The sequence below is a fragment of the Cellulomonas sp. APG4 genome (assembly GCF_009996735.1).
Classification (GTDB): domain Bacteria; phylum Actinomycetota; class Actinomycetes; order Actinomycetales; family Cellulomonadaceae; genus Actinotalea.
This window is the reverse complement of sequence record NZ_JAACYI010000001.1, coordinates 158,638-180,932: the sequence shown is the minus strand read 5'-3', so window position 1 is coordinate 180,932 and position 22,295 is coordinate 158,638. Positions and strand designations below refer to the sequence as shown.

Annotated in this window: 19 protein-coding genes; 12 read left to right on the top strand and 7 right to left on the bottom strand. The window is 72.3% G+C overall.

What is annotated here, in order from left to right:
- Positions 1-23: 23 nt before the first annotated feature.
- The 5 genes from GXB85_RS00800 to lnt all read left to right on the top strand — a co-directional run bounded on the left by GXB85_RS00800 (position 24) and on the right by lnt (position 6,049).
- On the top strand, positions 24-662 hold the full coding sequence (locus tag GXB85_RS00800; RefSeq protein WP_161915740.1) for a DUF3105 domain-containing protein: 639 nt from the start codon (positions 24-26) through the stop codon (positions 660-662).
- Positions 662-1,345 (top strand): DUF305 domain-containing protein, encoded by a 684-nt coding sequence (locus GXB85_RS00795; protein ID WP_161915739.1) that lies wholly within the window; start codon positions 662-664, stop codon positions 1,343-1,345. Before GXB85_RS00800 ends, GXB85_RS00795 begins: the two co-directional genes overlap by 1 nt.
- A 203-nt stretch (positions 1,346-1,548) precedes the next feature.
- Positions 1,549-3,054: a cytochrome c biogenesis protein ResB gene (locus GXB85_RS00790; protein WP_237727851.1), complete on the top strand. Its 1,506-nt coding sequence runs from the start codon at positions 1,549-1,551 to the stop codon at positions 3,052-3,054.
- A gap of 2 nt (positions 3,055-3,056) precedes the next feature.
- The gene (gene ccsB / locus GXB85_RS00785; protein ID WP_161915738.1) at positions 3,057-4,043 is read left to right on the top strand and encodes a c-type cytochrome biogenesis protein CcsB; all 987 of its coding nucleotides are present in this window, start codon (positions 3,057-3,059) and stop codon (positions 4,041-4,043) included.
- Between the two features lie 215 nt (positions 4,044-4,258).
- Entirely contained in the window at positions 4,259-6,049 is a 1,791-nt protein-coding gene (gene lnt / locus GXB85_RS00780; RefSeq protein ID WP_161915737.1) for an apolipoprotein N-acyltransferase, read from the top strand.
- 10 nt (positions 6,050-6,059) lie between these two features.
- Here the strand turns inward: lnt and GXB85_RS00775 are convergent, their stop codons facing one another.
- Positions 6,060-7,052: a cytochrome c oxidase assembly protein gene (locus GXB85_RS00775; RefSeq protein ID WP_161915736.1), complete on the bottom strand. Its 993-nt coding sequence runs from the start codon at positions 7,050-7,052 to the stop codon at positions 6,060-6,062.
- A 141-nt stretch (positions 7,053-7,193) separates the two neighbouring features.
- Between GXB85_RS00775 and GXB85_RS00770 the strand changes: the two genes are divergently transcribed.
- Both GXB85_RS00770 and GXB85_RS00765 read left to right on the top strand, forming a co-directional pair.
- A complete protein-coding gene (locus GXB85_RS00770) occupies positions 7,194-7,571 on the top strand; it encodes a helix-turn-helix transcriptional regulator (RefSeq protein ID WP_161915735.1) in 378 nt (125 codons plus the stop codon).
- Positions 7,571-8,485 carry a cation diffusion facilitator family transporter gene (locus GXB85_RS00765; protein WP_161915734.1) on the top strand — a complete coding sequence of 305 codons (915 nt, stop codon included), beginning with the start codon at positions 7,571-7,573 and terminating at the stop codon, positions 8,483-8,485. The genes GXB85_RS00770 and GXB85_RS00765 overlap by 1 nt, the downstream gene beginning before the upstream one ends.
- A 4-nt stretch (positions 8,486-8,489) precedes the next feature.
- Here GXB85_RS00765 and GXB85_RS00760 read toward each other — a convergent pair whose 3' ends face one another.
- Positions 8,490-10,499, bottom strand: coding sequence for a cytochrome c oxidase assembly protein (locus GXB85_RS00760; protein WP_229734666.1), 2,010 nt, complete (start codon positions 10,497-10,499; stop codon positions 8,490-8,492).
- Positions 10,500-10,594: 95 nt separating this feature from the next.
- Positions 10,595-11,269 (bottom strand): copper resistance CopC family protein, encoded by a 675-nt coding sequence (locus tag GXB85_RS00755; RefSeq protein ID WP_052425743.1) that lies wholly within the window; start codon positions 11,267-11,269, stop codon positions 10,595-10,597.
- Between the two features lie 351 nt (positions 11,270-11,620).
- On the opposite strand from GXB85_RS00755, the gene GXB85_RS00750 reads away from it, so the two are divergent.
- Complete coding sequence (locus GXB85_RS00750; RefSeq protein ID WP_152605504.1) at positions 11,621-12,112, top strand: hypothetical protein; 492 nt, start codon at positions 11,621-11,623, stop codon at positions 12,110-12,112.
- Here GXB85_RS00750 and fliL read toward each other — a convergent pair.
- Positions 12,090-12,593: a flagellar basal body-associated protein FliL gene (gene fliL, locus GXB85_RS00745; RefSeq protein WP_052425742.1), complete on the bottom strand. Its 504-nt coding sequence runs from the start codon at positions 12,591-12,593 to the stop codon at positions 12,090-12,092. The genes GXB85_RS00750 and fliL overlap by 23 nt on opposite strands.
- A 492-nt stretch (positions 12,594-13,085) precedes the next feature.
- Between fliL and GXB85_RS00740 the strand changes: the two genes are divergently transcribed.
- Positions 13,086-13,283, top strand: coding sequence for a hypothetical protein (locus GXB85_RS00740; RefSeq protein WP_161784004.1), 198 nt, complete (start codon positions 13,086-13,088; stop codon positions 13,281-13,283).
- A 153-nt stretch (positions 13,284-13,436) separates the two neighbouring features.
- Here GXB85_RS00740 and GXB85_RS00735 read toward each other — a convergent pair whose 3' ends face one another.
- On the bottom strand, positions 13,437-14,345 hold the full coding sequence (locus tag GXB85_RS00735) for a M56 family metallopeptidase (RefSeq protein ID WP_043601941.1): 909 nt from the start codon (positions 14,343-14,345) through the stop codon (positions 13,437-13,439).
- 39 nt (positions 14,346-14,384) lie between these two features.
- Positions 14,385-14,747, bottom strand: coding sequence for a BlaI/MecI/CopY family transcriptional regulator (locus GXB85_RS00730; protein ID WP_043601938.1), 363 nt, complete (start codon positions 14,745-14,747; stop codon positions 14,385-14,387).
- Positions 14,748-14,861: 114 nt separating this feature from the next.
- On the opposite strand from GXB85_RS00730, the gene GXB85_RS00725 reads away from it, so the two are divergent.
- Genes GXB85_RS00725 through cydC form a run of 3 tightly spaced genes read left to right on the top strand, consistent with a single transcriptional unit; the run spans position 14,862 to position 20,697 of the window.
- On the top strand, positions 14,862-16,361 hold the full coding sequence (locus GXB85_RS00725) for a cytochrome ubiquinol oxidase subunit I (protein WP_043601936.1): 1,500 nt from the start codon (positions 14,862-14,864) through the stop codon (positions 16,359-16,361).
- 8 nt (positions 16,362-16,369) lie between these two features.
- Positions 16,370-17,368, top strand: a complete 999-nt coding sequence (cydB, locus tag GXB85_RS00720; protein WP_043601935.1) for a cytochrome d ubiquinol oxidase subunit II — start codon at positions 16,370-16,372, stop codon at positions 17,366-17,368.
- A 35-nt stretch (positions 17,369-17,403) separates the two neighbouring features.
- Positions 17,404-20,697 carry a thiol reductant ABC exporter subunit CydC gene (gene cydC / locus GXB85_RS00715; protein WP_161915733.1) on the top strand — a complete coding sequence of 1,098 codons (3,294 nt, stop codon included), beginning with the start codon at positions 17,404-17,406 and terminating at the stop codon, positions 20,695-20,697.
- Positions 20,698-20,932: 235 nt separating this feature from the next.
- Here cydC and GXB85_RS00710 read toward each other — a convergent pair whose 3' ends face one another.
- Positions 20,933-22,201: a tyrosine-type recombinase/integrase gene (locus GXB85_RS00710; RefSeq protein WP_202627398.1), complete on the bottom strand. Its 1,269-nt coding sequence runs from the start codon at positions 22,199-22,201 to the stop codon at positions 20,933-20,935.
- Between the last annotated feature and the right edge of the window lie 94 nt (positions 22,202-22,295).

The following is a 22,295-nucleotide window of genomic DNA, read 5'->3' as shown; positions in this document are numbered from 1 at the left end:
CGACGAGCGAAAGGCCCCTACTGATGGCGAACCGTAAGCACGAAGCGGCCGAACGCGCCGCCCGTCTGGCCGAGATCCGCGAGCAGCAGCGGCGCGCCGAGCGTCGCCGCACCGCGGTCATCACCGGCACGAGCGTCTTCGTGGCGGGGGCCCTCATCGCGGCGACGGCTATCGTGCTCGTCGGCGAGCAGCGGCGCACCGCCGAAGTCGCTGAGGCAGCCGCCGGAGACATCGACGGTGTTGCGACCTTCAGCGACCTGACGGCCGGCCACGTCCAGCAGCCGGTGCAGTACGAGCAGACACCGCCGGTCGGTGGCGACCACGCGGGCGTGTGGGCCAACTGCGGCACGTACACCGAGCCGATCACCAGCGAGCTGGCGGTGCACTCCCTGGAGCACGGTGCCGTGTGGCTCACCTACAGCCCGGACCTGCCGGCTGCCCAGGTGCAGCAGCTGGCCGACCTGGCCGAGGGCAACGCGTACGTGCTGCTCAGCCCCTTCGATGGGCTGCCCGAGGAGCCCGTGGTGGCCAGCGCCTGGGGTACCCAGCTGGCGCTGGAGACGGCGGATGACCCGCGCCTGGAGCAGTTCGTGGTCAAGTACCAGCAGGGTGAGCAGACCCCGGAGCCGGGTGCGCCGTGCACCGGTGGGGTGGACGCCTGATGAGCAAGATCGCTGCCGCGCCGCGCAGGGTGCCGACCGCTGCGGTGGTGATCCTGGTGGCCGCCGCGGTCGGGGTCGCCGGCCTGGTCGCGGGCTCTGCCCTGACGAACGGTGGCGACCCTGTCTCACGGCCGGTGGAGGGGTCAGCCGAGGCTGGGTTCGCCCGCGACATGCAAGCCCATCACGCCCAGGCGGTGCAGATGTCCACGATGGTCCGTGACGCCACGGAGGATCCCGAGGTCCGGTCCCTGGCGCTGGACATCATGCTGACCCAGCAGCAGCAGGCTGGGCAGATGTACGGCTGGCTGGAGCAGTGGGACCTGCCGCAGGCCAGCCTGGCCGCGCCGATGCAGTGGATGACCGACCCCGGCGCGGGCACCATGGACCACGGCGACGACACCACGACGAGGCCCGCCTCCGATGCGGTGATGCCCGGCATGGCAACCCAAGAGGACCTGGAACAGCTGGACGAGGCCGTCGACGTGGACGCGGAGATCCGCTACCTGCGGCTCATGGTGGCCCACCACCAAGGCGGCGTCGCGATGGCGCAGGCCGCCCTGGACCTGGTCCAGGACGACGATGTGCGCCGCCTGGCGCAGGCGATCGTCAGCTCCCAGACCGCAGAGCTCACCGTCCTCAACGACATGCTCGACGAGCGGGAATCCGCGTCGGCGGGCCAATGACGAAACCGACCGGTGCCCTGCGACCCGACGCCGCCCCCGGGGCCGCTGCACCCTCGCCAAGCGAAGACGCACTGGAGGGCGCAGCGGTCACGGAGCGCCTCGGGGAGAGGGACGCGCGACCTGGGCTGATGGCCATTCCGCCGCGCCCGGCGGGGCAGGGGCTGCTGGCATGGGCCCGGTGGGCGTGGCGGACGCTGACGTCCATGCGGACCGCGGTGCTGCTGCTGCTGGCGTTGGCCCTGGCTGCCGTGCCGGGGTCGCTGCTACCCCAACGAGGTGTCGCGTTCGACCCCGGCGCCGTGACCCGGTTCGTGGCTGACAACCCGGTGGTAGGCCCGTGGCTGGACCGGCTGGGGTTCTTCGAGGTGTACTCCTCACCCTGGTTCGCCGCGATCTACCTGCTGCTCATGGTGTCCATGACGGGCTGCGTGCTACCACGCGTGGCACGCCTGTGGCGGTCGGTGCGCGCCGAACCACCTCGCGCCCCGACCAACCTGGCACGCCTGGACGAATACCGCCGCACCACGACGACCGCTGAACCGGCTCAGGTCCTTCAGGCCGCAGCGGCGCACCTGCGCGCCAGGAGGTTCCGGGTCGTGGTCGACGCCGACTCGGTCCGCGCGGAGAAGGGATACCTGCGCGAGGTCGGCAACCTGGTATTCCACCTGTCCCTGCTGGTCCTGCTCGTCGGAGTCGCCATCGGGTCACTGCTCGGCTTCGAGGGACGGGTCATCGTCGTGGAAGGGGGTACCTTCACCAACACCCGCCTGCAGTACGACGAGTTCACCCCCGGGCCGCTGACCGACACCGAGGCCCTGACCCCGTTCTCGATCACGCTGAACGACTTCACCGCCAGATTCGAGACGTCCGGCCCCCAACGCGGCAGCGCCCGGGACTTCCAGGCCGACCTGGCCGTGCTGCGCACACCCAGCGGCGTCCCTGAGGACGTCACAGTTGAGGTCAACCACCCGCTGCAGGTCGACGGGACCAAGGTGTTCCTCACCGGCCACGGTTACGCTCCGGTGGTCAGCGTCACCGATGGCCGCGGGCGACCGGTGTTCACCGGACCGGTGGTGTTCGTGCCCTTCGACGGCAACCTGTCCTCCGAAGGGGTGATCAAGGTCCCGGACGGGCAACCAACCCAGCTCGGTTTCGAAGGGTTCTTCCTCCCCACCGCATCCGTCGATCCCGAGGCCGGGCCTCGATCGCTCTACCCGGACCTGGGCGACCCCCAGCTGCTGCTGACCGCCTACACCGGAGATCTCGGCCTGGGCGACGGCGCACCGCAGTCGGTGTTCCGCCTGGACAAGAGCGACCTCACCCAGGTGATGGACGGGGACCAGCCGTTCGCCCAGGCCCTGCGTCCGGGAGAGTCCATGACCCTGCCCGACGGCCAAGGCACCTTGACGTTCGAATCAGTGTCGCGGTTCGCGAACTTCCAGATCGCCCACGACCCGGGCAAGGAGATCTCCCTCGCGGCAGCCGTCGCCCTCCTGCTCGGCCTGACGGTGTCGCTGTACGTCCGCCGGCGCCGGATCTGGGTCCGCGTCACCCCCGCGCCCGACGGTGGCGCGGCCACGGTCGAGGCCGCCACCTACACCCTGACCCGCCGCGGACCGGTCCCCGACGAGCTCACATCGCTGCTTCGGGACCTGCCGGGCGCCGAGCTGACCCGCCCCGATGCTTCCCCGCACGACCGAGAGGACTGACCGTGCCCGACCCCACCCTCCTGGCCGAGCTCAGCGACCGACTGATCTACAGCGCCATCGCCGTCTACGCCCTGGCGATGCTCACCTACGCCTACCACGCCGCCAGACGCGCCCAGCACCTGGACAGCGAGGCGCAGCCGGCCCAACCGGTAGCCGTGGGCGCTCGGACGACACCAACCCCTTCCTCGACCGCTGTAGCGCCCGTGAGCCCACCCACCAGCGTCGGCGCGCTGACTGGTCGCCTGGAACGGATCGCTGCGTCCCTGACCACGCTCGCGTTCGTGCTGCACCTGGCCGGGGTCGTGGCCCGGGGTCTGGCGACGGGCCGCGCACCGTGGGGCAACATGTACGAGTTCACGGCCGCCGCCACACTGGCCGCCACGGCCGCCTACCTGGTGTTCCTGCGCCGCCAGCCGGTACGGGACCTGGGTGTGTGGATCCTCGCGCTGGTCACCTTGTGCCTGGGGCTGGCCGTGACGGTGCTGTACACCCCCGCGGGGGACCTGGTCCCGGCGCTGAACTCCTACTGGTTGGTCATCCACGTCGCGGCGGCCATCATCGCCGGTGGCGTCTTCACCGTCGGCGCCGCCGCAACCGGCCTGTACCTCCTGCGCCGCCGCGCCGACGCGCGCGACCCTGGCGGCCAGGCGACCCGCGGCTACGCCGGCCGGCTGCCGGCCGCCACCACCCTGGAACGCGTCGCCCACACCGCCCACCTGTTCGCCTTCCCAGTCTGGACCTTCGCCGTCCTGGCCGGCGCGATCTGGGCCGAGGACTCCTGGGGCCGGTACTGGGGCTGGGACCCCAAGGAGACCTGGGCCTTCATCACCTGGGTGCTGTACGCCGCCTACCTGCACGCCCAGTCCACCGCCGGATGGCGGGGCAGGAAGGCCGGGTGGCTCGCCCTGGCCGGATACGCCGCGTTCCTGTTCAACTTCGTCGGCGTCAACCTGTTCATCACCGGCCTGCACTCCTATGCCGGCGTCTGACCCGCCGATGCCGCTGCGCACCCGAAGGGTGCGGGACGACCCAACGGGGACGCGCCGGGTGAGTACGCGATCCGACGGCCCCCCCCTCGTCGGCCACGCGGCCTGGTCCAGCCGCTGCGGCCGGTGGGGATCCTCGTGTCCACGCCACCCCCGCCCAGGAGGTCGAGCGCGGCGACGCGCGACGCCGCACCGGTGGCGCCTCATCGCGTGGCCCAATGCCGCCCGGGCTGGCGCTCGTCGGAGCAGGGGTGGGTGGCTGGGCGACGAGCCTGGCGTTTCCTGACCGGGGATGGTGGCCGCTGGCCTACGCCGGCATGGCGTGCCTGCTGCTGGCGATGCGCGGCGCGTCACCGGTCCGCGCCGCCGGTATCGGCCTGGTCTGGGGCCTGACCTTCTTCCTGCCGCTGGTGCACTGGGCGCTGCAGGCCACCGGATCGGTGCTGCCGTGGGTCGCGCTCAGCGCGTTCCAGGCGCTGTACGTCGCCGGCTTCGGCGCGCTGTGGGCCCACGCGCGCAGAGCCGTCTGGATCACCGGCCGCCCGCTGGCCCAGGCGGTCACCGCAGCCGTGCTGTGGGTCGCCATCGAGCAGGTCCGCGGCTCCTGGCCGTTCGGGGGCTTCCCGTGGGGCTTCCTGGCCTTCTCCCAGACCGAGGCGCCCCTGCTGCGACTCGCGCCCTACGGTGGGGAGGTCCTGGTCTCCGCGTTCGTCGCCGCGACTGGGGCGCTGATGGCACTGGCACTGCAGTACCTGCGCCGCACAGCGGTGACGGCCGCGGCTCGGACCCTGCTCGCCGGAGTGCTCCTGGCCGGCGCCCCGGGCCTGCTTCCCCTGAACACCGGCCAGGAGAGCGGCTCACTCCTGGTAGGAGCGGTCCAGGGCAACGTCCCGCAGCAGGGCGCCGACTGGGCCGAGCAGGCCCGCGACGTCACGGCCAACCACGCCGAAGGTACCGAGCGGCTCGCGGCGACCGCCGGAAGACGCCAGCTGGACCTGGTGGTGTGGCCGGAGAGTGCCGCCGACATCGACCCCCGAACCGACCCGGCACAGGCGTCGACCGTGGATCGCGCCGCCGCAGCGGTCGGCGCCCCACTGCTGCTCGGCACCCAGCGGTTCCCCCAAGGGCAGGACATCCGCTACAACGAGATCATCACCTGGACCGCCGGTGCGGGGGCCGGCGACACGTACGCCAAGCAGCACCCGGTGCCCTTCGGAGAGTATGTCCCCTTCCGCGCCTTCTTCCGGCAGCTGACTCCGCTCGTCGACCGGGTCGCCACGGACATGGCCGCCGGCGGCGCCCCCGCGGTCATCGATGTGCGGATCGCCGCGCTCGGACGTGACGTGCGCCTCGCCACCGGGATCTGCTTCGAGGTCGCCTACGCGGGCCTCATCCGCGAGGGAGTCCTCGACGGGGCGGAGCTGATTCTCATCCCGACCAACAACGCCTCGTTCGGGCGCACCCCGGAGTCGACCCAGCAGCTGGCGATGTCCCGCTTCCGCGCGGTGGAGCACGGCAGGTCGACCGTCCAGGTCTCCACCGTGGGCGTCAGCGCCATGATCACGCCGGACGGAACGGTCCTCGCGCGCACCGGTCTGTTCACCGACCAGGAGCTCATCGCCTCGCTGCCGCTGCGCACCGCGCTTACCCCGGCGGCGCGACTGGGCAGCACGCCGCAGACCGCCGTCTACCTTGTGGCGGCGGCCGCCATCGTCAGCGGTGCGCTGGCAGGCAGCCGACGACGCGGCCGCGACCGCAGCCGGGGTCCCTTCCGGCGGCGGCTCCGCGTGCTGGGCGACCGGGCCCCGACGCTTCGCGTGCGGGCCCTGCGGGTGCCGGGCCGGGAATGGGTCACCCGCGTGTGGCCCCCGTGGCTGGAGTGGCGCCTGATCGTCGGGCTCCTCGTGCTGATGGCCCTCGCGGTCTACACCGGGGTGCGGCTCGGCCAGGACATCGTCGAGAAGACCACCACCACGGTGTCGACAACGTCCGATGCCGCGGCCCCGTGAAGCTCGACCATCACGGTTGCCCCGGTGGCGCCCCCGAGGGCCCCGAGGCGTTCAAGCGCGCGAGGTAGGCGTTGTACTCCTCGAGCTCGGCGTCGGCGCCGCCGTCGCGGTCGATCTGCCGGTCCCGCGCCCTGGACCGCTGGGTGTCGTTGCGCTGCCACCTGCTGGCGATCAGCAGGAGCATCAGCAGTCCCGGTGCCTCCCCGTAGGACCAGGCCAGCCCGCCGGCCAGCTGCTGGTCCCGCACGGGATCGATCTCCCAGCCGACCGGCGGCGCAGCGAACAAGGGGACCATCGGCGCGGTGGCCATCATCACGATCACCCCGAAGAACGCGTGCAGGGGCATCTCCAGCACCAGGTCCAGTGCCCGCCCATGATGCGTCTGCCGGATCGGCAAGGGGTCGGTGGACAGCACCGGCACCGTGAACAGCAACCCGGCCACCAAGAACCCCACCTCCAGACCCAGGTGCCCGGTCCACGTCCGCAGCAACGGGTCGGCGAGCTCGGCCAGGTACAACCCGTAGAACGCCAGCAAGAACAACGGCACCATCACCGCCGGGTGCAGCACCACCCGACTGACCCGGCTGCGCAGGGCCCGCCGCGCCGTGACCAGCACCAACAGGCCCACCCCCCGGTGCGGGGTCGCGCGCAGCAGCAACGTGCCGGGGCGCCCCAGCACCAGCAGCGGCGGGACGAGCATCATCAACGTCAGCTGCTGGAACATGAACGCCGAGAACAGCCGCAGCCCGTACCCCTCGATGCCCGCGCCCGTCACGACCGCCAGCACCACACAACCCACCGTGAACGAGATGGTCGCGCCGATCGACCAGCGCCGCCCTCGCAGCCACAGCCGGCACGCGCCCGCCAGGTACAGCACCAGCAGCACCACGGCCAGCACCGGAAGGACCGGCACCGGCTGCAGCGTCGGGGCCAGCATCGTCTCCAGGGACGGTGGTGCGGTCGGCAGCCACACCGGCCCCGTGACGCCCGGGTCGTCCTGCACCCCGCTCCTCCTCCGTGTCTGCGCGCTGCCCTTCCGACGGCCACACGGGTTTGCAGGCCATCGTCCGGGCCGCGAGGGCTGGGTCACCACAGCGCGCTAGGGTGACGTTATCTGAAGATCCGCGCAGATGAGGAGATGACCATGGGTCGGGTCTTGCCGCTGGACGGCTGCATCGGTGGTGATCCGCAGTCCCAACGCGTGGCACTGGTCCGCGCCAGCGTCCCGGACGACGCCGAGGCAGGGACGCTGGCCGCGCTGTTCCGACTGCTCGGTGACGTACGGCGTACCAAGATCCTCTACGCGCTGCTGGAGGCCGGTGAGCTGTGCGTCTGCGACATCTCCGCGGCGGTGCAGGTCCCCGAGGCGTCGGTGTCCCAGACGATGCGTCTGCTGCGGGCCTCGGGGGTGGTGGACAACCGGCGTGAGGGCCGCCGGGTGTACTACCGGTTGGCCGATGCCCACGTGCGGATGCTGCTGGACGTGTGCCGGGAGCACACCGGACACGAGGGCAGCCGCTGATGGGCGCCGGGCACGGTCACGGCCCCGTCGCTGAACACGCGGGTGGGCGCTACCGCCGCCGCCTAGCCGGAGCGTTCCTCCTGACCGCGACGTTCTTCGCGGTCGAGCTGGCAGCGGGGTTGGTCTCCGGCTCGCTCGCACTGATCTCCGACGCCGGGCACATGGCCGCCGACGTCGTGGCCCTCGGCGCATCCCTGCTCGCCACCCGGATCGCAACCCGCCCTGATCCGACGGGGCGGCGAACCTACGGCTCGTACCGCGCGGAAGTGTTCGCTTCCGGCCTGACGGTGCTGATCATGCTCGGTGTCGGGGTGTACGTGGTGGTCGAGGCGATCAGTCGGATCGGCGAGGACCCGTCCCTGCCCTCGGGCGTGATGCTCGTGGTCGGTTTCGTGGGCCTGGTGATCAACGTTGTCTCCATGCTGCTGCTGCGCAGCGGGTCCAAGGACAGCCTCAATGTCCGGGGCGCCTACTTCGAGGTGGTGGCCGACGCTGCCGGTTCGGTCGGCGTCATGGTCGCCGGTGTTCTGATCATCGCCACCGGGCGGCCGGTCTGGGACCTCGTCGTCGCGCTGGCGATCGCCGTCTTCGTCATCGTCCGTGCCGTCACGCTGGGGCGGCAGGTCCTCGCGGTACTGGGCCAGCACGCACCCGTCGGCATCGACCCGGAGGCCGTCAGCCGAGAGCTGGGCGCCGTGCCGGGCGTGAGCGCCATCCACGACCTTCACCTGTGGGTGCTGACCTCCGGGATGAACGTCGCCACCGCTCACCTCGTCGCGAGCAGCGGCGCCGATCACGCCGCGGTCCTGGCCGGTGCCCGGGACGTCCTGCGCGATGGCTTCGGCATCGCCCATGCCACGCTCCAGGTGGAAACGGCTCAGCAGCAGCACGAGTGCTCGGACCTGACCTGGTAGCCGCTCAATCGACCGGCGTCCCCGCCGAGCGCTTGGGGGACCCAGGTTGCTCCGTGCCCCCGGGGTCATTGGCGTCGGCGCGCTCGGCCATGCGAGTGAGCATCGCGTTGTAGGCGGCCAGATCGGCGTGGCCGCTGCGGTCCGCGGCGCGGTCCAGACGTTTCGCGGTGCGCTCGTCGTCCTTGGTCCACGCCAGGGCGATACCGATGGCCAGGGCGAGCATCGGCACCTCGCTGATGCCCCACGCGATCGCGCCACCGTCCCGCTGGTCCTCCAGCGCGGACGGCCCCCACGGTCGACCCAGCATCCCGAACCACTCAGGGACAAGGAGGGTCTCCTGCATGACCAAGGCGACGCCGAAGAACGCGTGGAACACCATGGTCGCGAAGAGCAGCAGGAGTCGGATCGGGAACGCGGGCCGCCGTGGGCCCGGGTCGATGCCGACCAGGGCGTTGACGAACAGGTAACCGGCGAGCGTGAAGTGCGCCACCATCAGCACGGTTCCGATCTGCCACCGAAGGGCGTACTCGAACGCCGGCGTGTAGTAGAAGATCACCAGCGACCCGGCGAAGTTCACCGCAGCCACGACCGGGTGCGACCAGAACCGCGCCCAGCGCGAGTGGACGAGTCCCAGCAGCCACTCCCGTGGCCCCCAGGAGGCGTCGTGCCGCACCGGCAGAGCACGTGCGGCGAGCGTCACCGGCGCCGACAGGGCCAGGAAGATCGGCACGACCATGATCAGGACCATGTGCTGGATCATGTGCGCGCTGAACAGCACGTGCCCGTACACCGCCGGGCCACCGGAGGTCACCCATCCCAGCAGCACGAGCCCCGTGACGGCACACGCCGTCCGGGTGAGCGGCCACCGGTCCCCGCGAGCACGTAGGCGGCGCACCCACCGCAGGTAGACGACCAGGGCGCTGGCGCAGCCGGCCGCGATGATCAGGTCCCACCGGAAGGACGTCAGCCACAGCTCGACGGTCGGGGCCGGCGGCAGCGGATGGCCGGTGATGACCTCGGCCGGGGTGAGGTCACCGCTGGCCGTCACGGCGCCGGGTGGTTCGGTGCTGCCGAGCCCGACCGCGACACCGGACACAGCGCCCATGACCGCGAGCTCGACGGCCACGAGGCGCCAGAACAGCGCGGGTGCTCGGCCCGACGCTGTCGGCCCGAGGCGGGGTATCACGGACCGGCGATGCACCAGGCCCAGGAGCGCCAGGCCTCCGGTCAGCAGCACCTTGGCGACGATCAGCGTTCCGTAGGGCGTCGTCAGATCCTCGGGCCCGTCGGTGCGCAGGACTACGTTGACCAGCCCTGAGACCACGACAGCGGCCAGCGACCACGCCGCTACCGGCGACCAGCGCGCGACGGTGGTGCCCAGGGCGCCGCCGAGATGACGAGCCACGAGCGCGATCGCCGCGAGCCCCCCGATCCACAGCGCGGCACCGACCAGGTGCAAGAACATCGCGCCCACTGCGAGCTCATGGTTTGCGTCACCCGACGCGTGCCCCGTCTGGGACCACAGCGCGAACGCCGTCAACGCAGGCACGGCCGCGACAACCGCACTGCGTGGTCCTGTGACCAGCAGCGCGAGGACCGTGGTGATCGCCGCCAGCACGGTAACGCCCAGCAGGGTGCGCCCACCGGAGACCGACCCCACGTACAGCGCGAGCTGGCTGCCGAACCCTTCGGCCTGCGGCGACGTCCCGGTGATCCTGGCGTACGTCAGTACCGCGTCAACGATGCTCAGCACCGTCCACATACCGGCGCCCGCCCCGGCCACCACCCCCGCGGCAGGCCAGGCCTTGGCCCCCACGGCTTCGCGGGAAGATCCACTGGGAAGGATCGCCACCACAAGGAACAACGCCCCTACAGTCACCGCCGCTGCCAGCTCCGACAGCACGGTGACGATCGGCGAGGACCAGCGGACCAGTGCACCGGGGTCGGCCAGCGCCGTCGCCTGCCATGCACCAGACCACCCGCCGCTGGCCAGCACCACGACCACTGCAACCACGGCACCCACGATCACGCCGAGGCGACGGCGCCGAGCGCGTGCCTCTCCCGGGTCCGCGTCGGGCGCTGCCCCGGCTCGAGGTGGAAGCACCCTGCTCACGGCTCAGTGCGCCGCTCACCGCCGCTGCGCCGCCGCAGGAAGACCGCTCCACCAACCGCCACGATCGCGGCGGCGGCGATCGCAAGCCCCACAGCCGTCGGCGCACCAATGCCGCGGCCGCTCCTGTCCTCCGGCTCACCCTGATCCGGTTGCGGCTCCCCGGCGCCGGGGCCGGCCTGCTCCGACGCCGCCGAGGGCTCCGGCGGAGGCGACGTCGCAGGCCCGCTCGGTGACGGCTCAGGTGCGCTCAGGCTTTCCGGCGCCTCGGCGGTGAAGCGGAAGGTCCCGTCAACAGGATGTCCGTCACCGGACACGGAGCGCCAGTTCACTTGGTACTCCCCGGACGGGAGGCCTTCGCGAAGCGGCTGGGCCACGGTGACGCCGGACACCGTCGCGGCACCGTCGCCCCACTCCTGCCCATCGGGTCCGGTCACCGCGACGACGGCCCCCACGGCGAGCTGGTCAGCGGAGAACGTCAGCACCACCGCGTCGGGTTCCTCGACCGTCGTCCCGTCACCAGGCGCGGTGCTCACCAGGGCGTCGTGGGCCACCGCCTGGCCCGGGGCCCAGCCCAGGAGCAGCAGCGAGGCAACCAACACCGCGCCGGCACGGGCAAGGCACACTCCCGCCCGGGCGTGGGGCAACACTTGCGGATGGGCTGTCGAGGCCATGGGTTCGAACCCTCTTTCGTCGTCTTCTGGTACCCGTCCGGCGCGCGAAGTCCTGAGCGCGAACTTCCCGCCATCCTGCCCGACGCCGACTGTGCACCGACCGCGTGTAGGCACTTCCCCCCGGCTCGCCCGACGTCAAGGCCCGAGTCGGGCCTGGCACCACCGGCGCCGAGCAGCGCACACCGAGCGGCGTCCCAGTCGGATGGACCGGCGCGCCGCTCGACCTGACGTCACCACCGTCGGTGAGCGATGAGACCCTCACATGAAGGACTCGACTTCGCGCAGGGCTGAGCGCGCTCGTCGTCGGTTCGGTGCTCACGGTTGGGGCGCCTCTCGAGCCGGCTCATGCCGATGAGTACGACGACCGCCGCAGCGAGGACGAGTCGACATCGCCTCGTCCACGGGATCCTGGCGCAGTCCACGCTGAGGAGGAGTTCGCCCACACCGACGCCGCACCTGGTGCGGGCCTACCCCGAGCGCCAGGCCCTGGACGCGGCGATCCCGGTTGCCGAGGCGGAAACCGTCGCCGCTGAGGCAGAGCTCACACGGCTCCAGCGTGAGGCCGACCTCATCGCCCAATGGCTCGAGGCCGCACGGGCGGAGGAGGAGAACATCACCGCGCAGGTCGATGCAGACACCGACCGCGCCGAGGACATCCGCGCGGCCGTCGGGCAGATAGCGCGCGACACGTGCAAGGGAGACATGGCTGAGTCGGCTCTGTCCGCCGCCCTCGATGCACAGCGTTCCGACGACTTCCTCCGGCAGTCAGCCCTGGCAGACACAGCGCTGAGGACCCAGGCGCACGGCAAGCGTTCTGCCACTACTGCGTCACGAAGGTCGTGATGAACACGCCCATCACCTCGCCGTGGTAGTCCTTCGCCAGCACAGCAGCGAGCTCCGCCTTCAGCGCCGCGCGCCCGTCCGCACTGCTGACCTCCTCGATGGTCCGCCCCGAGAACAGGGCGATCGTGCGGTCCAGCGCGATTGATGGTTCGACTTCCTCCTCGACCTCTGCCGTGAGCTGCAGCCCCAAGCCGATCAGGAGGTACCGGCCGCCGGCCAGGTTGAGGCTGATCGGCTCGAGCTCCTGCACCACACCAGCCTCCGGCGCTTCCTGCACCACGCCCTCCTCAGCGTCTGCCCCTGGACCCATGAGGAACCAGTAGCCCGCCGCCGCGCCGAGGAGGGCGAGGACCGCCAGGATGACGACCATCTTCATGCTGCGCCGCGTCCGCGGGGCCTCCGCATCCGACGGCTTGGCTGGCGCGGCGCCGCTCTGGGCGCCGATCTTCGGCTTGTTGGCGATAACGCGCTGCTCAGTCACATCGTGGCCACATCTCTCGTTGGACGGCCCCGCGGAGCATCGTGAGCCACCGAAGAGATCGGCCGGTCACCGCACGAAAGAAGCATGAGCAACGGGCGAGATGCCATCTGTCCCCGTCCGACCGGTGGGCGGACCGCGAGACGTGGCGGGATCGTCGGACGGGAACTCGCCGTGGCGGGCGCCCCGGGGGGCTAGGTCAGCTCGATGACGAGGGAGACCGCGTAAACCGCGATGACCAGCCCGAATGCGACCAGCGGCAGCACCAATCCGAGCCGGGAAGGCCGCTTGCGCGGCTTAGTCATCTTCCCCTCCTGCACGTGCCACATCGGACGATTCGGGAGTCTGCCATTCAGACGACGTTGACACGTGTTCGGCACGCGCAGGCCTACCGCCTGGCCACTCCTCCGCATCCGGTGCCCCAACTCGTTGGGTATCGCCGGCAAGGACGCTCGCTTGACGTCCCGCATCTAGCTCCCGCTCGGACTGGAGCAGGTGCTGTCGATCGAGCGCCGCCAGGGCTGCCCGCTCGTTGCGGTCCGCATGAACGATCTTGCGCATCGCGAGCCAGAAGATCAGGCCGACGCCTGCACTCGGGGCGAGGGCACCGAGGATCTCCAGCACGTGCATCCCTCCCTGATTAAGGACCGCCTGCCCCGTCCTTCGGCCGGCGCTTCTCTTCAATCGGTATGACGAGCCGGCGCTGGGCACCCACGGAGAGAGCGGGCCGCGCAGGTGACCGCGTGCAGGGAGACTACCGGGTAGATCCGGTCGAGCGGTCTGGCGTGCCGCGAGTGAGTGCCGTGGCCGCTCTGGCCCGCATGGATCGAGGATCTCTCGTCGGTGTCATTCGGACGGCGCACCGGTAAGGGCGCTCACCGCCGCGCGGAGCCAGGGCGTGACGAGGGCAACGGTGGGGACCGCGAGCACGGCGGCGCCGGCGAGGTAGGCGCCGGCGGCAACTGCCCGGGCGTGCCCCCGAGGCCCGTCGTCGGGGTAGACGTCTTCCAGGCGCGCGCGGCGCAGCGCGACCTCGTGCCCTGCGGCCTTCGGCTCAAGGGCACAGAGGGCACGGCGCAGGGGCCCGGGCCCGGTGCGCTGTGCCGCGACGTCGTCGGCGAGCATCTCCAGCAGGGTGCTGACGGCGTCCAGGGCGAGGCGACTGCGGACCACGCGGGGGAAGGCGACGTGCAGGGCGGTGAACGCCTCCAGGACGAGGTCGTGGCGGGCGCGCAGATGGGCCCGCTCGTGCTCGACGACGGCGCGCGTCTCGGCCTCGTCGAGCACCTGGAGCACCCTCTCGGTCACGACGACGCGCGCGGGCCGACCGGGGACGCAGTACGCCAGCGGGACGGTGCCGCTCAGAACGTGGAGCCGGGCGGCGTCGTCGTCGAACGCGCCCAGGAGATCAAGGGCGTCCCGCTGCCGACGGCGACGGCGTCGCAGTACGACGCCGAGCCGCAGGGTGGTGACGGTCAGCCGCAGGACGATGGTGCCCGCGGTGAGCGCGGCGACGGAGGCCGCGACCAGCAGCCAGGCGTCGCGCGCGCCCTGCTCGCTCCGCACCGCCCGCCAGATCTCCTCCGGCGCGGCGAGGGCGGCGCCGACGGCGGCGAGCACCGCGGCAAGCGCCCCAGCCTGCCAGAGCACCACGGCCGCCCGGGGCGCCCGGTGCAGCGGTCGGAGCCGCGCGAGCGCGACAGGCGCAGCGACCGACAGCAGGACGGCGAGGGCTGCGAGGGACAGTGCCGTCACGGTGCTCCGCGCGGGGCGGTCACGGTCGCGGGCTGCCGGTCAGAGCGCGGGACGCCCGAGGGCGGCGCGGAGCGCATCGGCCTCGGCGGAGCTGACCCGCCCGATGAAGTGCTGGAGGGCGGCGACGCGGGCGTCGGTCCCGTCGCTCAGGCCGAGGGCATCCAGCATGAGCTCGGCCGTGGTCTGCTCGCGGCTGCGCAGCGGGGCATAGCGATAGGCGCGGCCCTCCCGGAGCTGCGTGACCGCGCCCTTCTTGGCGAGGCGGTCCATGACGGTCATCACAGTGGTGTAGGCGAGCGGCCGGTCCGCCTGGAGCGCCTCGTGCACCTCGCGGACGGTGCACGGCTGCTCGGCGTCCCACAGATGCGCCATGACGGCGCTCTCGAGCTCACCCATCGCCATGGCGCAGATCCTACCGGGACCTTTGGACCTTGTCGTACTACTTGACACGTACTAGGCCGTGTAACATCTACGACGTTCTGTAGTAGACAACACGAACGTCAGGAGATCGCCCCGGTGGACACCCTGGAGCTCGCACGCCTGCAGTTCGCGGTCGTGACGATCTACCACTACTTCTTCGTCCCCCTGTCGATCTCCCTGGCGGCCCTGACTGCGGGCCTCCAGACGGCGTGGCACCGCACGGGGCGCCCGCACTACAGAGAGCTCACGTTGCTTGTGGGCAAGCTTCTCATGGTCACCTTCGCCGTGGGCGTCGTGACCGGCCTGGTGCAGGAGTTCCAGTTCGGCCTGTCCTGGAGCGACTTCGCCCGCTTCTACGGGGACGTCTTCGGCCCCACCCTCGCGATCGAGGGCATGCTTGCCTTCTTCCTGGAGGCCACATTCCTGGGCCTGTGGTTCTTCGGCTGGGACCGCCTGCCCCGGCTCGCGCACCTCGCGACCATCTGGGTGGTCGCCATCGGGACGCTGCTGTCCGCCTTCATCATCCTCGCCGCCAATTCGTTCATGCAGAACCCCGTCGCGTACCAGGTCGACCCGCGGACGGGCCGGGCGCAGCTGGACAGCTTCTGGGCCCTCATGGTCAACGAGGTCAACCTCGTGGCGTACCCGCACACCATCGCCGGCGCCGCCATGACCGGCGGCGCGCTGCTCATGGCCGTCGGCGCCTGGCGTGCATGGGGCCGCGGTCCCACCGCGCGGGGGGAGCAAGACCACCTGGCATGGCGCACCCTCGCCCGCCTCGGCGGATGGGTCACGGCGGTCGCCGGGCTTGCCGTCGCGATCACGGGGGACCTGCTCGGCAAGGTCATGACGGCCGTCCAGCCGATGAAGATGGCCGCGGCGGAGGCCCTGTACGTCACGCAGGCCGGCGCGCCGTTCTCCGTCTTCGCGATCGGGGACCCACGTAGCGGCGGAGAGCCCTTGCTCTCCCTCGACGTCCCGTACTTGCTCTCGCTCCTCGCGCACGGCGACCCCGGCGCGACCGTCCAGGGCATCGACGACCTCCAGGCGCAGTACGTGCAGGAGCACGGCCCCGGCGACTACGTGCCGTGGGTCCCCGTCGCCTACTGGACCTTCCGGCTGATGATCGGCACCGGCATGCTGGCGGCCACCCTCGCCGTCCTGTTCTTGTGGGTCACGCGTCGCGGCCAGGGCCTCGTGCGGCACGGAGGCGGCCTCGCGGGCGCCACCCGGGGCGTGCTCGCCGGCCGGGGCAGCCTGCGGACCCTCCTCGGCACCGGCGTGCTCGCCTGCCTGCCGCTGCTGCCCGCGCTGCCGGTGCTCGCCAACACCTTCGGGTGGGTCTTCACCGAGACCGCCCGTCAGCCGTGGCTCGTCTTCGGGCTGTTCCGCACGGAGGACGGCGTGGGCTCGGGCCTCACCAGCGCCGAGGTGCTCACTTCCCTCGTCGGCTTCGGACTGGTCTACGGCGTCCTCGCGCTCGTCTGGTACCGGGCTGTCCGGCACCTCGTCGCAGAGGACCTCACCTCGCGCCCCGTCCGCACCAACGGGGCCGACGCCGACGACGGCGACCGCGCGCCCGTCCCCACCTACTGAGGAGTCCCGTGGATCTTGCCCTGCTGTGGTTCGGCCTCGTGGTCCTGTGCTGGGCGCTCTTCCTGGTGCTCGAGGGCTTCGACTTCGGTGTCGGGATGCTCGCCCCCGTCCTCGGCCGCGGCGGCGCGCAGCGCGGCGCAGCGCTGCGGACCATCGCGCCGGTGTGGGACGGCAACGAGGTGTGGCTCGTCGCGGCGATCGGGGCGATGTTCGCCGCGTTCCCCGACTGGTACGCCTCCGCGCTGTCCGGTCTCTACCTGCCCATGGCGGCCCTGCTGCTGTGCCTCGCAGTGCGGGGTGTGGCCCTGGAGTTCCGGGGCAAGCGCGACGACGAGCGGTGGCGCGCGCGCTGCGACGCGGCCCTCGCCGTCAGCTCGGCCGCCACGGCCTCGCTGCTCGGCGCGGTGGTCGGCGTGCTCGCGGGCGGGCTCGCGCTCGGCCCGGACGGGGAGGTCGCGGCGGACGGCGGCGCGCTCGCCCGGACCGCAGGGACGCTCGCCCAGCCCGGTGCCCTCCTGGGCGCCCTCGGCGGCCTTGCCGCCGCGACCCTGCTCGGCGCGACGTACCTCGGCCTCCGCACGACGGGTGGCGTCCGGGACCGGGCCCGGGCGTGGGTCGGCCCGTCCGCCGGTGTCCTCGCCGCCGTGGTGCTGGTCGCCGGCATCGGGGGAGGGCTCCCGGGCACCGTCGTCGGCGCGTGCGTCGCCGTCCTCGGCGCTGCGGCCCTCGCGGCCCGTGCCGGCAGGGAGGGCTGGGCGTTTGCCCTCTCCGTAGCCGTCCAGGCTGTCGTCGTCGTCGCCCTGCTTGTGCAGGACGCCCCGGTGCTGCTGTCCAGCACGCTCGACCCGGCGTGGTCGGTGACGATCGAGTCTGCGCGGGCGAGCGCGTACGCGCTCAGCACCATCAGCTGGGCGGCTCTGGTCCTCCTGCCCGGCGTCCTCGCGTACCAGGGGCTGGCGTACTGGGTGTTCCGGCGGCGCGTGGCGAGCGACCCCGTGCCCACATGAGCGCGGCCCCGTCTCGCGGTAGTGGTCCCGGCCCGGTGGACCTGCGGCTGCTCCGCCTCGCCGCGCCCGTCCGCGGTGCCCTCGCGGCGCTCGTCGCGGTGGCCGTCGCGCAGGCCCTGACGACGGTCGCGGTGGCGCTCACGCTGACGTGGCTGGTGGTGGCTCTGGTCGAGGGTGCGCGGTGGGAGCAGGCCCTGCTCGTCCTGTCCGCGGCGCTCGTCGTGCGCACGGGGCTCGCCCACGCGCAGCCGACGGTCGCCCAACGCGTCAGCGGCGCTGCGGTCGCGGGCGCACGCGCGGTCGGCCTCAAGTCGCTCACGCGCGATCCTGGCGCCGCGGTCCGGGCGGGCGGTGACCCGGCCGCGGTCCTGTCCACGGGACTCGACCCACTCCGGCCCTGGTTCGCGGCCTACCTGCCCGCGCTCGTGGTCGCTGGCGTGCTGCCTCCGGTCGTGCTCGCGCTGCTCGTGCTGGTCGACTGGCCGTCCGCCATGACCGTGCTGCTCACCCTGCCGCTGGTGCCCCTATTCGCGGCGCTCGTCGGGTGGGCCACCCGACGCGGCGCCGACCAGCAGTACGCGCACGGCGGCCGGCTCGCCGGGCACTTCCTCGACGTGGTCCGCGGGCTGGTGACGCTGAGGCTCTACGACCGCGCCGAGCGCCAGGTCGAGCAGGTCAGGCGGTCCAGTCGGGCGTACGCCCGAGCCACGACCCGGGTGCTGGGCGTGGCCTTCCTGTCCTCGACCGCGCTCGACCTCGTGGCGACCGTGTCCGTCGGGATCGTCGCCGTGGGCGCCGGGGTGCGGCTGGCGGGCGGCGAGATGGCTCTCTGGCCGGCCCTCGCGGCGATCATGCTCGCGCCCGAGGCATACCGCCCGCTGCGGGAAGCCGGGGCGCAGTTCCACGAGTCCGCGCAGGCGAGCGCCGTGATGGACCGCCTCGACGCGATGGCAGGGGCAGGCGGGGGCACCGCACGTGAGGACGGCGAGGGGGAGGAGGGGTCGGCCGCGGGGGCACAGGGCGCCTCCGTTCGGTTCGCGGGGCGCCGGCGGCCGGTGGTCCTCCCGGACGTGACGGTGCGAGCCGGGGAACTGGTCGCCATCGTCGGGCGGTCCGGCAGCGGCAAGACGACGCTCCTGCGGCTGATGGCCGGGCACGGCACGCCCGACCGCGGCCGGGTCTGGGCGCGTGGCGCCCTGCACGTGCCCCAACGGCCCCAGCTGCCGCCGGCTCGTACGGTCCGTGAGGCGCTCGACACCGGCGACGAGCGTGCTGCGGAGGTGCTCGCGGCGCTCGGGCTGGGCGAGGTGGCCCTCGGCACGCCGCTCGGGGACGACGGCGGCGGTCTCTCGACCGGGCAGAGGCACCGCCTCGCGCTCGCACGGGCGCTCGTGCTGGCCGAGGACGCCGGGGCGGCGGGGGAGGACGTCGCGCTGCTGCTGGACGAGCCCACTGCGCACCTCGACGCGGGCGCTGAGCAGGCCGTCCTCCGGCGCCTGCGCGATGCGGCGGCGCGCGGGGTCGCGGTGCTGGTCGCCACCCACCGCGAACCGGTGTCCCGGGCCGCGGACCGGGTGGTTCGCGTCGAGCAGGCCCGTCTGACCGAGCGGGCGCCCGGTGCGACGCCCGAGCGCGCAGGGTCGGGTGGGGCCGCGGCGCCGCACGACGACGTGACGGGCCGTGAGCTGCCGGTCGCCTCCGACGGCACCACGGAGGACACCGGCCTCCTCGTGGGGGTCCGGCGGCAGTGGTCCGCGATGGACGCGCGCGCCCGGTTCGCGGTCGCGGCCGTCGCGGGGGCAGCGTCCCTGCTCTCAGGGATCGGCCTGACGGTGGCCGCCAGCTGGATGATCGTGCGCGCCTCCGCCCAGCCGCCGATCCTCACCCTGTCGCTCGCGGTGGTCGCCGTGCGCAGCTTCGCCATCGCGCGGCCCCTCTTCCGCTACCTCGAGCGACTCGCCTCCCACGACGCCGGGTTGTCCCTTCTGGCGGGGTGGCGCGGGGACGTGGTCGCGGCGCTGATCCCGCAGGTGCCCGGTCGTCTCACCGCCCGCCGGGGGACGCTCCTGCTCCGCGTCGTGGAGGACGTCGACACCAGGCTCGACGGGCGCGTCCGCGGGGCTGTGCCGATCGCGGCCGCACTGACAGCGCTCGCCGTCGCGACGGCGGGCCTCGCGTGGCTGCATCCAGCGACCCTCCTGCCGTGGGCGCTCGCGGTGGTGACCGCGGGTATCCTCGCACCCTGGACCGTCCTCCGTGCCGACCGGCAGCACGGTCCGGTCCTGGAGTCGACCGGCGAGGCGCTGCACGACGCCGTCGTGGCCGCGGTCGAGGGCGCTGACGGGCTCGACCGGGCGGTACGCCGCGAGCTCGCCGCCCGCGAGCAGGCGGCGGAGGCGGCCCGCGCGCAGGACGCGCGGACCGACGGCCTCGGGCGCGCGGTCGCAGAGGTCGGTGGCGCGGTGGCGGTCGTGGGCGCGGCACTCGCCGCCGCGCTCGCCCCGCGCAGCGACCTCGGACCGGAGGAGGTAGCGGTGCTCCTGCTCGGTGCGGTCGCGACCGGGGAGGTGCTCCTGGAGCTCCTGCCAGCGGCCCGGGCCCGTCATCGCGGCGCCTCCGCCGCGAACCGGCTCGCCGCACTCGGTGCGGTAGCCGGCGCCCCCGCCGTCGCCTCCGATGCCGGCGCCCGCCGGACCCAGCAGAGCGACGCCTGCGAGGGCGTCGTCGTCGCGGGCCTGCACGCGGGGTGGGGCGGCCGACCTGTCCTGGATGGCGTCGACCTCACTGTCGCACCTGCCCAGGTGCGCGAGATCACCTGGCCCTCCGGCGGCGGCAAGTCGACCCTGGCCGCGGTGCTCGTGGGGCTGAGGGCTCCCGCAGCCGGCCGGGTCGTGGTGTGCGGACGGGAGCCGGCGGACGCCCGTCGGGAGGGCCTCGTGGCGCTCGCCGGCGACGCCGACCACGTCTTCGCGACGACTCTGCGCGAGAACCTTCGCCTCGCGTGCCCGGACGCCCCAGACGACGCCCTGGTGCGGGCGCTGCACGACGCCCATCTGGGCGGGTGGTTCGCCGGCCTGGAGGACGGGCTCGACACGTGGCTGAGCGGGGCGACGATCTCCGGGGGGGAGCGGCGACGGCTCGTCCTTGCGCGCGCGCTGCTGCGTGACCCGGCCGTACTGGTCCTGGACGAACCGACCGCCGGGCTCGCTGCCGCTGACGCCGACGCACTCCTTGAGGCACTGCGGGACCGTGCGCACGATCGACGACCGCCGCGTGCCCTTCTGGTGATGCACCACGCGGTCGCGCCCCGCCCGGCGGCCCACGACTGACCGGTCGCCCCGCGCCTTGAGCGGCCGCCTCGGGATCCGAGCAAGGAAAGGGAACGGAGTTGGGCCATGTGGATGAGGCCACCGGTATGCGCATGCGGCAAGTGCGGTTGGCCGCAGGGGGACGCCGTTGGCGGCATTCACCGTCAACGACAGCAGACTCAGATCGCCCTCGGCCCGAGTGACGTCGGGGACCGGAAGACGTCTCGCGGCGGCCGGGGATTCGCCGGCTGGCGAGCTACCGGGTCCGAATCCTCTCGAATGCGGCGAGCGCCTCGTCCTGCGCCTCCGGAAGGGTGTGAAGGTACCGCTGCGTCGTCATGATCTGCGAGTGCCCCATGCGCTCCATGACCGTCTTCAGGTCTGCGCCACCTGCGAGCAGCCACGAGGCGTGCGCGTGCCGAAGGTCGTGCATGCGCACCGTGAAGTCCACCTCGGAGCGCTCGACTGCGGGCCTCCAGTGCCGTGTGTTGAACGTCGCACGCGACAGCGGCTGTCCTCCGGCGGTCTCGCGCGACGGGAAGAGTAGATCGTCACGAGTCAGGCCGAGCTCGGCAATGCGGCCAGCAAGGACGTCGAGCAGGCCCTGCGACACGCGGAGTGTTCGGGGCTCGTCGTCTTTCGGGTAGGGCTTGACGATGAGGCGCTCGCCGGTCGGGGAGTCCTTGCGCGAGACCTCGACGATCGTCTCCTCGACGGTGATCGTGCGGCGCAGGAAGTCGACGTGCCGCGGTCGCAGCGCGACGAGCTCGCCCCACCGCAGCCCGGTCTCGATCGCCGTCATCACCATCGGCTTGAACCTCGGCGGGATCTCGGCCAGGACGGCGGAGTACTCCTCAGGTGTCAAGGTCCGAGCCTTCTTGGTGACCACCTTGGGCAACTCCGTGCTCTCGCAGGGGTTGAAGGCGATGAGCCGGTCCCGGACCGCCCGGGCGAAGACCGAGTGCAGCATCACGTGGTATTTGGCGATCGACCGAGGGGACAAGCCCTGGTCGAGGGCAGACCGGACCCAGGTCTGCACGTTCGACGCGGTGATCTGCGCCAGCCGCATCTCGCCGAAGAACGGGATGAAGTGCCGGCGCAGATAGGAGCGGTACGCAGCGAGCGTCGAGACCTCAAGGTGGCGGGACGGCAGCCAGACGTCCTCTGCATACGCCCGGAACGTCACCCGGCCTGCGCGTCGATCGACCCACGTGCCGTCTGTGATCCTTTCCTCCGCGCGCATCGCTGCCCGCTCCGCCTCTCGGCGGGAGTCGAACGTGCCGGCGGAGCGAAGGCGCCCGTGGGTGTCGCGGTAGACCCCGGTGTACCGCCGTCCGCGTTGCCTCGGCCGCTCGACCACCCAGCCCATCGAACCTCCTCTGGTGAGCAGATGGTCAGCAGCCGTACCCGTACGGGCACGTACGTGGCCGGACACCGGCGGACAGTGATGTGCCTCCTGACCTGTGAAGATGCTGGTATCGACGCTAGCTGTGGCCACGGTTTCGGGCAAGGTTGCGTCGCTCATAACCCAGAGGTCGCAGGTTCAAATCCTGCCCCCGCTACAAGAAGACGAAGGCCCGGACCTGATGGTCCGGGCCTTCGTCGTGTGTGGTGTCCCT